Origin of the sequence: Citrobacter sp. Cm038, from assembly GCF_030333105.1 — a bacterium.
GTDB lineage: Bacteria > Pseudomonadota > Gammaproteobacteria > Enterobacterales > Enterobacteriaceae > Citrobacter > Citrobacter murliniae.
Window position 1 is genome coordinate 382155 of record NZ_JAOWGO010000018.1, and the last position, 13135, is coordinate 395289.

Below are 13135 nucleotides of genomic sequence, written 5' to 3' on the forward strand. Positions count from 1 at the left end.
TCATCGAAAACATCTGGGGGTGAACACAATGATCTATTTACGCAAAGCTAACGACCGTGGTCATGCTAATCATGGCTGGCTCGATTCCTGGCATACCTTCTCTTTTGCCAACTACTATGACCCGAATTTTATGGGGTTCTCTGCACTGCGCGTGATTAACGACGACGTTATCGACGCAGGTCAGGGTTTTGGTACTCACCCCCATAAAGATATGGAGATCCTGACCTACGTGCTCGAAGGCGCGGTAGAGCATCAGGACAGCATGGGCAACAAAGAGCAGGTTCCGGCTGGTGAATTCCAGATTATGAGCGCCGGGACGGGGATCCGTCACTCGGAGTACAATCCGAGCGATACTGAGAAGCTGCATCTGTATCAGATTTGGATCATTCCGCAGGAGAACGGTATTACGCCGCGTTACGAGCAACGTCGTTTCGATGCCGCTCAGGGCAAACAACTGGTGCTTTCGCCGGATGCTCGCGATGGTTCGCTTAAGGTTTATCAGGATATGGAGCTGTACCGTTGGGCGCTGGTCAAAGATGAGCAGTCAGTGCATCAGATTGCCGCTGAACGCCGCGTCTGGATCCAGGTGGTAAAAGGCAATGTGACTATTAATGGAACCAAAGCGTCCACCAGTGATGGACTGGCTATCTGGGACGAGCAGGCGATTTCTATCCATGCCGACAGTGATAGTGAAGTGTTACTGTTTGACCTGCCGCCAGTCTAATGTGCTGTAACCCTTTGTAGGCCGGATAAAACGCGAAAGCGTCGACATCCGGCTTTTCATCGTTTGTCATTAATTCCGCGCGTCCGTGGTAAACTGGGGATATCTATCCCCTTTTTAATACTTCAGGACGATGAAAAAGAAAAGACCCGTACTTCAGGATGTAGCCGACCGCGTGGGTGTGACCAAAATGACGGTCAGCCGCTTTTTGCGTAATCCGGAGCAGGTCTCCGTCGCGCTGCGGGGCAAAATTGCCGCTGCACTTGATGAGCTGGGTTATATTCCCAATCGTGCTCCTGATATCCTTTCTAACGCTACCAGCCGCGCTATCGGCGTACTGTTACCATCTCTTACCAACCAGGTTTTTGCTGAAGTATTACGCGGTATTGAGGCCGTTACTGACGCTCACGGTTATCAGACTATGCTGGCGCACTATGGCTATAAACCCGAGATGGAACAAGAGCGTCTGGAATCGATGCTGTCGTGGAATATCGATGGTCTGATCCTCACCGAACGTAGTCATACTCCCCGCACGTTAAAAATGATTGAAGTCGCGGGGATCCCGGTGGTTGAGCTGATGGATAGCCAGACTCCGTGTCTTGATATCGCTGTGGGTTTTGACAACTTCGAGGCTGCTCGCCAGATGACCGCCGCCATCATTGCTCGCGGACATCGCCATATTGCTTATCTTGGCGCGCGTCTTGATGAACGTACTATCATCAAACAAAGAGGCTACGAACAGGCAATGCGGGATGCGAACCTGGTGCCTTACAGCGTGATGGTGGAACAATCCTCTTCTTACTCCTCCGGTATTGAGCTAATCCGCCAGGCGCGACGTGAATATCCGCAACTGGACGGTGTCTTTTGTACCAACGATGACCTGGCTGTCGGGGCGGCATTTGAATGCCAGCGGTTAGGATTGAAAATCCCTGATGATATGGCGATTGCTGGTTTCCACGGTCACGATATCGGGCAGGTGATGGAGCCACGCCTGGCGAGTGTGCTCACGCCGCGTGAACGGATGGGCAGCATTGGCGCAGAACGTCTGCTGGCGCGTATCCGTGGTGAAACAGTTACCCCTAAAATGTTAGATTTAGGTTTCACCTTGTCACCGGGCGGATCTATTTAGCCCAACAAGTTTGAAGTAGCTCACACTTATACACTTCTGGCACGAATGGATATTGCTTCTCCATTTATCCGGTCGGACAATGTTACCGATAACAGTTACCCGTAACAATTTCCTGATTCTTGTACCAGTGGGGGCAACGCTTTGAGCACGACTAATCATGATCACCACGTTTACGTTCTGATGGGCGTATCGGGCAGCGGTAAATCTGCTGTCGCCAGCGAAGTGGCGCATCAACTGCAGGCCGCGTTTCTTGATGGCGATTTTCTCCATCCACGCAGCAACATCATGAAAATGGCTTCCGGTGAGCCGTTAAACGATGATGACCGTAAACCGTGGTTACAGGCGCTGAATGACGCCGCTTTTGCGATGCAGCGTACCAACAAAGTGTCGCTTATCGTCTGTTCTGCCTTGAAAAAACACTATCGTGACCTGCTGCGTGAAGGTAACCCGAATCTCTCTTTCATCTATCTGAAAGGGGAGTTTGACGTTATCGAAAGCCGCCTGAAGGAGCGTAAAGGCCACTTCTTCAAAACGCAGATGCTGGTGACCCAGTTTGAAACGCTGGAAGAACCGGGTGCGAACGAAAGTGATGTTCTGGTGGTGGATATCGATCAGCCGCTGGACGGTGTGGTAGCAAGCACCATTGAGGTCATTAACCAAGGCAGTAAGTAGTGAGTACATTAACGCTTGTTTTAACAGCAGTAGGGTCCGTTTTATTACTGCTGTTTTTAGTGATGAAGGCGCGTATGCACGCCTTCGTTGCTTTGATGGTGGTTTCTATAGGTGCAGGTCTCTTTTCCGGTATGCCGCTCGATAAAATCGCTGCGACTATGGAAAAAGGGATGGGAGGCACACTCGGTTTCCTGGCGATTGTGGTCGCTCTGGGAGCGATGTTCGGTAAGATTTTGCATGAGACCGGGGCGGTCGATCAGATTGCCGTCAAAATGCTGAAGTCCTTCGGCCACAGCCGCGCGCATTATGCGATTGGCCTGGCCGGCCTGATTTGCGCGCTGCCGCTGTTCTTTGAAGTTGCGATTGTGCTGCTGATAAGCGTGGCGTTCTCTATGGCGCGTCATACGGGCACCAACCTCGTGAAGCTGGTTATCCCGCTGTTTGCGGGTGTGGCGGCGGCTGCAGCGTTTCTGCTGCCGGGGCCTGCGCCAATGCTGCTGGCCTCTCAGATGCACGCCGATTTCGGCTGGATGATCCTGATTGGCCTGTGTGCGGCAATTCCTGGCATGATTATCGCCGGACCGTTGTGGGGCAATTTCATCAGTCGTTTCGTTGAACTGCATGTGCCGGACGATATTACCGAGCCGCATCTGGGCGAAGGCAAAATGCCGTCCTTTGGTTTCAGTCTCGCGCTTATCCTGCTGCCGCTGGTATTGGTTGGCCTGAAAACCATTGCTGCTCGCTTTGTGCCGGTCGGTTCTACCGCTTACGAATGGTTTGAGTTTATTGGTCACCCGTTCACCGCGATTCTGGTCGCCTGCCTGGTCGCTATTTATGGTCTGGCAATCCGTCAGGGTATGGCGAAGGACCGCGTGATGGAGATCTGTGGTCACGCGTTGCAACCTGCGGGGATTATTCTGCTGGTGATTGGTGCTGGCGGCGTGTTCAAGCAGGTGCTGGTGGATTCTGGTGTCGGTCCGGCACTGGGTGAAGCGTTAACCGGCATGGGGCTGCCAATTGCCATTACCTGCTTTGTGCTGGCGGCTGCGGTTCGTATCATCCAGGGTTCCGCGACGGTGGCCTGCTTAACGGCGGTCGGTCTGGTGATGCCAGTGATTGAACAGCTGAACTTCTCCGGGGCGCAGATGGCGGCGCTGTCTATTTGCATCGCGGGTGGTTCTATCGTGGTCAGCCACGTCAATGACGCTGGTTTCTGGCTGTTCGGTAAATTCACCGGTGCGACTGAAGCACAAACGCTGAAGACCTGGACGATGATGGAAACTATCCTCGGAACGGTCGGTGCAATTGTCGGTATGATTGCCTTTCAGCTCCTGAGCTGAGTTAGAAAGCCCGGTGGCGCTTGCGCTTACCGGGCCTACAAACTGGCACATATCCACACCGTAGGCCGGGTAAGGCGAAGCCGCCTCCCGGCGTAAAACGAGTACATCACCCCTTCATCCACATCCGCACACCATCCAGGAACATCTGGGTCGCCATCATCACCAGAATCAGCCCCATCAGGCGTTCCAGCGCATTAACACCTTTCTCGCCCAGCAGACGCAAAAACAGCGATGACTGCAGCAAGATCACAAATGTACCGCCCCAGGCGATCAGCAGTGCAATCACCAGATGTCCCATCTGATTCGGGTATTGATGCGATAACAGCATCAACGATGCCAGGATAGTCGGTCCTGCAACCAGTGGAATGGCCAACGGCACGATAAAGGGCTCTTCACCCGCCGGAAGTCCGGTGCTATTGCCGGTTGCGCTGGGGAAAATCATCTTGATGGCAATCAGGAACAAAATGATGCCCCCGGAGATGGAGACGGTTTCCGCTCGCAGGTTAAGAAATGCCAGAATTTTCTCGCCCGCGAACAGGAATATCAGCATCACCAACAGCGCAATAAACAGCTCGCGAACCATAATCGCGCGACGACGTTTAGGTTCGGTATGTTTCAATACGGACATGAAAATGGGCAGATTTCCGAGCGGGTCCATAATCAGGATCAATAAAACTGCCGCAGAAATGATTTCATTCATAAGTCAAATTCCCTGATAATTACAGCGGACTTTCTGCTTGCTTGCGCAGCGGGATAAGTCGCATTACTGATGGCTTCGCTATCATTGATTAATTTCACTTGCGACTTTGGCTGCTTTTTGTATGGTGAAGGATAGGCCAGTAGGATACTGGTTAGCATACACAGCACACATCTCTGCAGGAAAAAACGCTATGAAAAATGTTGGTTTTATCGGCTGGCGCGGTATGGTCGGCTCTGTACTCATGCAACGCATGGTAGAAGAACGTGACTTCGACGCCATTCGCCCTGTTTTCTTTTCTACTTCCCAGCTCGGACAGGCGGCACCGACGTTTGGTACGACCTCCACTGGCATGCTTCAGGATGCATTTGATCTGGAAGCGCTGAAGGCGCTCGACATCATTGTGACCTGTCAGGGCGGCGATTATACCAACGAAATCTATCCAAAGCTTCGTGAAAGCGGTTGGCAAGGGTACTGGATTGATGCGGCATCTTCGCTGCGTATGAAAGACGATGCCATCATTATCCTCGATCCGGTTAACCAGGATGTGATTACCGACGCTCTGAACAAAGGCGTTAAGACCTTTGTCGGCGGTAACTGCACCGTTAGTCTGATGCTGATGTCACTCGGCGGCCTGTTTGCCAACGATCTGGTGGACTGGGTATCCGTAGCAACCTACCAGGCGGCTTCAGGCGGCGGTGCACGTCATATGCGTGAACTCCTCTCCCAGATGGGCCATCTGTATAGCCATGTGGCCGATGAACTGGCGACCCCTTCTTCTGCTATTCTCGATATCGAACGTAAAGTGACAACCCTGTCCCGCAGCGGTGACCTGCCGGTTGATAACTTTGGTGTACCGCTGGCCGGGAGCCTGATTCCGTGGATCGACAAACAGCTCGATAACGGTCAGAGCCGCGAAGAGTGGAAAGGGCAGGCAGAAACCAACAAAATTCTCAACACGTCTTCCGTGATCCCGGTGGATGGTCTTTGCGTGCGCGTAGGCGCACTGCGCTGCCACAGCCAGGCGTTCACCATTAAACTGAAAAAAGATGTGTCAATTCCGACCGTGGAAGAACTGCTGGCAGCTCACAATCCATGGGCGAAAGTGGTGCCTAACGATCGGGATATCACTATGCGTGAGTTAACCCCTGCGGCCGTAACCGGTACGCTTTCCACGCCAGTAGGCCGTCTGCGTAAGCTGAATATGGGACCGGAGTTCCTGTCAGCCTTTACCGTTGGCGACCAACTGCTCTGGGGTGCTGCTGAGCCACTGCGCCGGATGCTGCGTCAACTGGCGTAATGATGACTGCCTGACGGCACTCTATTTATCTGGCCTGCACATGACGTGAGTCAGTAGGCCAGGTTAGACGAGTTCGTCATCAGGCAGATGATAATCATGTGTAAACAATGGGTGCTGAGTCGCCCTTTTTTTTGCGTAATACAGGAGTAAGCGCAGATGTTTCATTTTTTACCGGGAGTAAGATAAAGCATTGGCTATTCTTTAAGGGTGGCTTAGTACCGGAGGTATTAAGTTGTTGCCTGAAGGTGGGACGACGCAGAGAGGATGCACAATTGTGCTGCGCCGTTCAGGTCAAAAAAATGTCACTACCTGATGTCGAAAATCAGTTGGAAGGGGTGACACATAAAACAGGATGACAACCATGTCCGTTCGTGTTGATAGAGACGTGATTAATGCGCTAATTGCAGGCCATTTTGCGGATCCTTTTTCCGTACTCGGTATGCACCAAACTGAAGCGGGACTTGAAGTCCGTGCCCTATTGCCTGACGCCACCGAAGTGTGGGTGATCGAACCTAAAACCGGACGCAAAGTCGGCAAACTGGACTGTCTCGACTCTCGCGGTTTTTTCTGTGCTGTACTTCCCCGACGTAAAAATTTCTTTCGCTATCAACTGGCTGTTGTCTGGCATGGACAGCAGAATCTGATTGATGACCCTTACCGTTTTGGCCCACTAATACAAGATATGGATGCCTGGCTGCTGTCTGAAGGGACGCATCTGCGCCCCTACGAAACGCTGGGCGCACATGCGGATACCATGGACGGCGTAACAGGTACTCGTTTCTCCGTCTGGGCGCCGAATGCACAACGTGTCTCGGTAGTCGGGCAGTTCAATTACTGGGATGGACGCCGACACCCGATGCGTCTGCGTAAAGAGAGCGGCATCTGGGAGCTGTTTATCCCCGGTGCACAGCATGGTCAGCTATATAAGTACGAGATGATCGATGCTAACGGCAAGCTACGCATCAAAGCTGATCCTTACGCTTTTGAAGCGCAAATGCGTCCTGAAACAGCATCGCTGATCTGTGGTTTGCCGGAAAAAGTCGTGCAAACTGAGGAGCGTAAAAAAGCTAACCAGTTTGATGCCCCGATCTCTATCTATGAAGTCCATCTGGGCTCATGGCGTCGCCATACGGACAACAATTTTTGGTTGAGCTACCGCGAACTTGCGGATCAGCTAATCCCCTACGTGAAGTGGATGGGGTTTACCCACCTTGAGTTGCTGCCAATTAACGAACATCCGTTCGATGGTAGCTGGGGTTACCAGCCGACTGGCATGTACGCACCGACCCGTCGTTTCGGCACGCGCGATGAGTTCCGCTATTTCGTGAATGCCGCGCATCAGGCCGGGCTGAATGTCATCCTTGACTGGGTGCCGGGCCATTTTCCGTCGGACGATTTTGGGCTGGCAGAGTTTGATGGCACCAATTTGTATGAACACAGCGATCCGCGCGAAGGGTATCACCAGGACTGGAACACGCTGATATACAACTACGGTCGCCGTGAAGTCAGCAACTATCTGGTGGGCAACGCCCTGTACTGGATTGAACGATTTGGCATTGACGCGCTACGGGTCGATGCCGTGGCGTCGATGATCTATCGCGATTACAGTCGTAAGGAAGGGGAATGGGTTCCTAACGAATTTGGCGGGCGCGAAAACCTCGAAGCCATTGAGTTTTTGCGTAATACCAACCGTATTCTTGGTGAACAGGTACCTGGTGCTGTGAGCATGGCGGAGGAATCCACCGACTTTGCCGGAGTATCGAGACCGCAGGATATGGGCGGCTTGGGTTTCTGGTACAAGTGGAACCTGGGCTGGATGCATGACACGCTGGACTACATGAAGCTGGATCCGATTTATCGTCAGCATCATCACGATAAGCTGACTTTCGGCATGCTCTACAACTATACCGAAAACTTTGTTCTGCCGTTGTCCCACGATGAAGTGGTGCACGGTAAGAAATCGATCCTTGATCGCATGCCAGGCGACGCATGGCAGAAGTTTGCCAATCTACGTGCCTACTATGGCTGGATGTGGGCCTTCCCCGGCAAGAAACTGCTGTTTATGGGTAACGAATTTGCCCAGGGACGAGAATGGAACCACGATGCCAGCCTCGACTGGCATTTGCTGGAAGGGGGCGATAACTGGCATCACGGCGTACAACGCCTGGTACGTGATTTGAACCACACCTACCGTCACCACAAGGCGTTGCATGAGCTCGACTTTGACGGGTATGGGTTCGAATGGCTGGTGGTGGACGACAACGAGCGTTCGGTGCTGATTTTTGTCCGTCGTGACAAAGCTGGCAACGAAATTATTGTCGCCAGCAACTTTACGCCAGTGCCACGTTACGGCTATCGCTTTGGCATCAATCAGCCGGGTAAATGGCGTGAGATCCTTAATACTGACTCGATGCATTACCACGGCAGCAATACCGGTAATGGCGGCGTGGTACACAGCGATGAAATCGCCAGCCATGGTCGTCAGCACTCGTTGAGTCTCACCTTGCCTCCGCTGGCCACGATTTGGCTGGTTCGGGAGGGGTGATGACGCAACTGGCAATCGGTAACGCCACCCCCCACGGTGCCATGTATGACGGTCATGGCGTCAATTTTACACTCTTCTCGGCCCACGCTGAGCGCGTTGAGCTATGCGTCTTCGATGAGCAAGGCTGCGAGCACCGCTATGACCTGCCTGGACGTAGCGGTGATGTCTGGCACGGTTATCTGGCCGGTGCCAAACCGGGTTTGCGTTATGGTTATCGTGTACATGGGCCGTGGCAACCTGGGCAAGGTCATCGTTTTAACCCGGCGAAACTGCTGATTGACCCCTGTGCACGCCGCGTGGAAGGCGAGTTAAAAGATAACCCGCTGCTACACGGTGGGGTGGATGAGCCGGATCATCGTGACAATGCGGAGATTGCGCTCAAGTGCGTGGTGGTATCAGACCGATATGACTGGGAGGATGATGTCCCGCCGCGTACACCGTGGGGCAACACCGTCATTTACGAAGCACACGTCAAAGGACTGACGTATCTGCACCCCGATATCCCGGAGGATATTCGCGGCACGTACAAAGCGCTCGGTCATCCGGTGATGATTGACTATTTCAGGCACCTTGGCATTACCGCGCTGGAGCTGCTGCCGGTGGCGCATTTCGCCAGCGAACCCCGTCTTCAACGGCTGGGATTATCTAACTACTGGGGTTACAACCCGTTGGCGATGTTTGCGCTGCATCCGGCTTATGCCTGCTCGCCAGAGAGCGCTCTTGATGAGTTTCGTGACGCGGTGAAAGCGCTGCACAAAGCGGGTATTGAGGTCATTCTCGATATCGTTTTAAACCACAGCGCCGAGTTGGATCTTGAGGGGCCGCTCTTCTCGCTGCGCGGAATTGATAACCGTAGCTATTATTGGATTAGGGAAGATGGTGATTACTACAACTGGACCGGCTGTGGGAACACCATCAATCTGAGCCATCCCGGTGTGGTGGAGTATGCGTGTGAATGCCTGCGTTATTGGGTTGAAACCTGCCACGTGGATGGTTTTCGTTTCGATTTAGCTTCCGTTATGGGGCGCACGCCTGCGTTTCGTCAGGATGCACCGCTGTTTACCGCCATCCAAAACTGTCCGTTGCTCTCACGCGTTAAGCTGATTGCAGAGCCGTGGGATATTGGTGAAGGCGGTTATCAGGTGGGTAATTTCCCACCACCGTTTGTCGAATGGAATGACCATTTCCGCGACGCAATCCGACGCTTCTGGCTACAGCGTAATCTGTCGCTGGGGGAGTTTGCTGGACGTTTTGCAGCATCCAGCGATGTGTTTAAACGTAATGGTCGTAAACCCAGCGCCACGGTTAATCTGGTTACTGCGCATGACGGTTTTACGCTGCGCGACTGTGTATGCTTCACAAATAAGCACAATGAAGCGAACGGTGAGGAAAATCGGGACGGCACTAGCAATAACTACAGTGATAATCATGGTAAAGAAGGGTTAGGCGGCACGCTGGACCTGATTGAAAGGCGGCGCGACAGCATTCATGCCCTGTTAACGACGCTGTTGCTCTCTCAGGGGACGCCGATGTTGTTGGCGGGCGATGAGCATGGTCATAGCCAGCACGGCAACAATAACGCTTACTGCCAGGATAACGCTTTAACCTGGCTGGACTGGCAGCAGGCAAACAGTGGGCTAACCGCATTTACCGCCGCCTTGATTCATCTTCGCCGGCAGATCCCCGCGTTAACAAACGATCGCTGGTGGGAAGAGGGTGATGGCAATGTCCGTTGGCTGAACAAGTATGCACAACCCTTAAGTGCGGATGAGTGGCAAAACGGCCTGAAGCAGATGCAAATCCTGCTTTCAGAGCGTTTTTTGATTGCGATAAACGCTTCGCTTGAGGTGACAGATATCGTTTTACCTGAAGGGGAATGGCACGCCATCCCCCCATTTGCCGGAGAGGATAATCCGGTGCTTACGGCTGTCTGGCAGGGACCTGCGCACGGACTGTGTGTGTTCCAGAGAAGATAAAAAAGGAGTTAGTCATGGTGAGTTTAGATAAGAACGATCGTGTAATGTTGGCGCGCCAGCTGCCATTGAAATCTGTTGCCCTAATCCTGGCCGGTGGCCGCGGGACACGCCTGAAAGATTTAACCAACAAACGCGCCAAGCCAGCCGTACACTTTGGCGGTAAGTTCCGCATTATCGATTTTGCTTTATCCAACTGTCTTAACTCCGGGATCCGCCGTATTGGCGTGATCACGCAGTACCAGTCGCACACGCTGGTACAGCATATCCAGCGCGGTTGGTCGTTCTTCAGCGAAGAGATGAACGAGTTTGTCGACCTGCTTCCTGCTCAGCAAAGAATGCAGGGGGAAAACTGGTATCGCGGAACGGCAGATGCGGTAACGCAAAACCTGGACATCATTCGACGCTATAAAGCGGAGTATGTGGTGATACTCGCGGGGGATCATATTTATAAACAGGATTACTCGCGCATGCTGATCGACCACGTTGAGAAGGGCGCTCGCTGCACCGTAGCCTGTATGCCGGTACCGATTGAAGAGGCCAGCGCATTTGGCGTAATGGATGTGGACGAAAACGACAAAATTATCGAATTCGTTGAAAAACCGGCAAATCCGCCAGCCATGCCAAATGATCCAACAAAATCCCTCGCCAGTATGGGGATCTACGTATTTGACGCCGATTATCTCTATGAACTTTTGGCGGAAGATGACCTGGACGAAAACTCAAGCCATGACTTCGGCAAAGATATCATCCCGAAAATCACCGAAGCGGGTATGGCGTTTGCACATCCTTTCCCGTTGTCCTGCGTACAGTCCGACCCGGAATCCGAGCCGTACTGGCGTGATGTTGGAACACTGGAGGCCTACTGGAAGGCGAACCTCGATCTGGCTTCGGTAACGCCTGAACTGGACATGTATGACCAGGACTGGCCGATTCGTACACATATGGAATCACTGCCACCAGCGAAGTTCGTGCAGGACCGTTCCGGTAGCCACGGAATGACGCTGAACTCGCTGGTTTCCGGTGGGTGTATTATTTCCGGTTCGGTGGTGGTGCAGTCCGTGCTGTTCCCGCGGGTGCGGGTGAATTCATTCTGTAACATTGATTCGGCAGTGTTGTTACCTGAAGTGTGGGTAGGGCGTTCGTGCCGGTTACGTCGCTGTATCATCGACCGCGCCTGCGTTATCCCTGAAGGTATGGTCATTGGTGAAAATGCGGAAGAAGATGCACGTCGCTTCTACCGTTCAGAGGAAGGCATTGTGCTGGTCACGCGTGAAATGCTACGCAAACTGCAGATCAAACAGGAGCGATAATGCAGGTTTTACACGTATGTTCAGAGATGTTTCCCCTGTTAAAAACCGGGGGACTGGCGGATGTGATTGGGGCATTGCCCGCTGCGCAAATTGCGGACGGAGTGGATGCCCGCGTGCTGCTCCCGGCGTTTCCCGATATTCGCCGTGGTATCCCTGATGCGCAGGTTGTAACGCGCCGGGATACCTTTGCTGGCAGAATCACCTTGCTGTTCGGACATTACAACGGTGTCGGCATTTACCTGATTGATGCGCCGCATCTCTATGACCGCCCCGGCAGCCCGTATCACGACACAAATCTGTTTGCTTATACCGATAACGTCCTGCGCTTTGCACTGCTCGGCTGGGTCGGATGTGAAATGGCCTGTGGTCTTGATCCATTCTGGCGCCCGGATGTGGTGCACGCGCACGACTGGCATGCCGGGTTGGCCCCGGCGTATCTGGCGGCGCGCGGCCATCCGGCGAAGTCTGTGTTCACTGTGCACAATCTGGCGTATCAAGGCATGTTTTATGCAAAGCATATGGATGACATCCAATTGCCATGGTCGTTCTTTAATGTGCATGGTCTGGAGTTCAATGGGCAGATTTCATTCCTGAAGGCCGGTTTGTACTACGCCGACCACATTACAGCGGTCAGCCCGACCTATGCGCGGGAAATCACTGAGCCGCAGTTTGCCTACGGGATGGAAGGTTTGTTGCAGCAGCGCCATCGCGAGGGGCGTCTTTCCGGCGTACTGAACGGTGTCGATGAAAACATCTGGAGTCCGGAAACGGACTTGCTGCTGGCATCGCGCTATACCCGCGATACGTTGGAGGATAAAGCAGAGAACAAGCGTCAGTTGCAGATTGCAATGGGGCTTAAGGTTAACGATAAAGTGCCGCTCTTTGCAGTGGTAAGTCGCCTGACCAGCCAGAAAGGTTTGGACCTGGTGCTGGAAGCGCTGCCGGGTTTGTTAGAGCAGGGTGGACAGCTGGCGTTACTCGGCGCGGGCGATCCGGTGTTGCAGGAGGGGTTCCTGGCCGCTGCAGCAGAGCATCCAGGGCAGGTGGGGGTGCAGATTGGTTATCACGAGGCCTTCTCTCATCGCATCATGGGTGGGGCCGATGTCATTCTGGTTCCCAGCCGCTTTGAGCCATGTGGCTTAACGCAATTGTATGGACTGAAGTACGGCACGCTGCCGCTGGTGCGGCGCACCGGTGGGCTGGCTGATACGGTGTCTGATAGTTCGCTGGAAAACCTGGCGGACGGTATCGCCAGTGGGTTTGTATTTGAAGATAGTAATGCCTGGTCGCTGTTGCGGGCGATTCGGCGTGCTTTCGTATTGTGGTCCCGGCCTTCGCTTTGGCGGTTTGTACAACGTCAGGCCATGACCATGGATTTTAGCTGGCAAGTCGCGGCGAAGTCTTACCGTGAGCTTTACTATCGCTTGAAATAGATATCCAGGAAT

Annotated in this window: 10 protein-coding genes; 9 read left to right on the plus strand and 1 reads right to left on the minus strand. The window is 53.3% G+C overall.

All coding sequences use genetic code 11. From position 1 onward, the window contains the following. Positions 1–28: 28 nt before the first annotated feature. The 4 genes from yhhW (at position 29) to gntU (ending at position 3862) form a co-directional block, all read left to right on the plus strand. Complete coding sequence (yhhW, locus tag OGY01_RS10705) at positions 29–724, plus strand: quercetin 2,3-dioxygenase (protein WP_045448501.1); 696 nt, start codon at positions 29–31, stop codon at positions 722–724. 130 nt (positions 725–854) lie between these two features. After that, positions 855–1850: a gluconate operon transcriptional repressor GntR gene (gntR, locus tag OGY01_RS10710; RefSeq protein ID WP_045448499.1), complete on the plus strand. Its 996-nt coding sequence runs from the start codon at positions 855–857 to the stop codon at positions 1848–1850. A gap of 141 nt (positions 1851–1991) precedes the next feature. Beyond that, on the plus strand, positions 1992–2522 hold the full coding sequence (gene gntK, locus OGY01_RS10715; RefSeq protein WP_045448497.1) for a gluconokinase: 531 nt from the start codon (positions 1992–1994) through the stop codon (positions 2520–2522). Next, positions 2522–3862 carry a gluconate transporter gene (gene gntU, locus OGY01_RS10720; protein WP_045448495.1) on the plus strand — a complete coding sequence of 447 codons (1341 nt, stop codon included), beginning with the start codon at positions 2522–2524 and terminating at the stop codon, positions 3860–3862. The genes gntK and gntU overlap by 1 nt, the downstream gene beginning before the upstream one ends. Before the next feature lie 106 nt (positions 3863–3968). Here gntU and yhgN read toward each other — a convergent pair whose 3' ends face one another. Beyond that, entirely contained in the window at positions 3969–4562 is a 594-nt protein-coding gene (gene yhgN, locus OGY01_RS10725) for an NAAT family transporter YhgN (RefSeq protein ID WP_045448493.1), read from the minus strand. A gap of 190 nt (positions 4563–4752) precedes the next feature. Here yhgN and asd point away from each other — a divergent pair, with 190 nt between their 5' ends. From asd to glgA, 5 genes are all read left to right on the plus strand, one after another. Then, positions 4753–5859, plus strand: coding sequence for an aspartate-semialdehyde dehydrogenase (asd, locus tag OGY01_RS10730; protein ID WP_286493089.1), 1107 nt, complete (start codon positions 4753–4755; stop codon positions 5857–5859). A 361-nt stretch (positions 5860–6220) separates the two neighbouring features. Continuing rightward, the gene (glgB, locus tag OGY01_RS10735) at positions 6221–8404 is read left to right on the plus strand and encodes a 1,4-alpha-glucan branching enzyme (RefSeq protein WP_045448489.1); all 2184 of its coding nucleotides are present in this window, start codon (positions 6221–6223) and stop codon (positions 8402–8404) included. Beyond that, positions 8404–10380, plus strand: a complete 1977-nt coding sequence (gene glgX / locus OGY01_RS10740; protein ID WP_286493090.1) for a glycogen debranching protein GlgX — start codon at positions 8404–8406, stop codon at positions 10378–10380. Before glgB ends, glgX begins: the two co-directional genes overlap by 1 nt. A gap of 14 nt (positions 10381–10394) precedes the next feature. Beyond that, complete coding sequence (gene glgC, locus OGY01_RS10745) at positions 10395–11690, plus strand: glucose-1-phosphate adenylyltransferase (protein WP_045448484.1); 1296 nt, start codon at positions 10395–10397, stop codon at positions 11688–11690. Next, positions 11690–13123 carry a glycogen synthase GlgA gene (gene glgA, locus OGY01_RS10750; RefSeq protein WP_045448482.1) on the plus strand — a complete coding sequence of 478 codons (1434 nt, stop codon included), beginning with the start codon at positions 11690–11692 and terminating at the stop codon, positions 13121–13123. The genes glgC and glgA overlap by 1 nt, the downstream gene beginning before the upstream one ends. The last annotated feature ends 12 nt before the right edge of the window (positions 13124–13135 follow it).

Bases quoted from the DNA above. Each gene is read 5' to 3' on its own strand.
- gntR (WP_045448499.1), top strand. From the start codon at position 855: ATGAAAAAGAAAAGACCCGTACTTCAGGATGTAGCCGACCGCGTGGGT.
- yhhW (WP_045448501.1), top strand. From the start codon at position 29: ATGATCTATTTACGCAAAGCTAACGACCGTGGTCATGCTAATCATGGC.
- yhgN (WP_045448493.1), bottom strand. From the start codon at position 4,562: ATGAATGAAATCATTTCTGCGGCAGTTTTATTGATCCTGATTATGGAC.
- glgC (WP_045448484.1), top strand. From the start codon at position 10,395: ATGGTGAGTTTAGATAAGAACGATCGTGTAATGTTGGCGCGCCAGCTG.
- asd (WP_286493089.1), top strand. From the start codon at position 4,753: ATGAAAAATGTTGGTTTTATCGGCTGGCGCGGTATGGTCGGCTCTGTA.
- glgA (WP_045448482.1), top strand. From the start codon at position 11,690: ATGCAGGTTTTACACGTATGTTCAGAGATGTTTCCCCTGTTAAAAACC.
- glgB (WP_045448489.1), top strand. From the start codon at position 6,221: ATGTCCGTTCGTGTTGATAGAGACGTGATTAATGCGCTAATTGCAGGC.
- glgX (WP_286493090.1), top strand. From the start codon at position 8,404: ATGACGCAACTGGCAATCGGTAACGCCACCCCCCACGGTGCCATGTAT.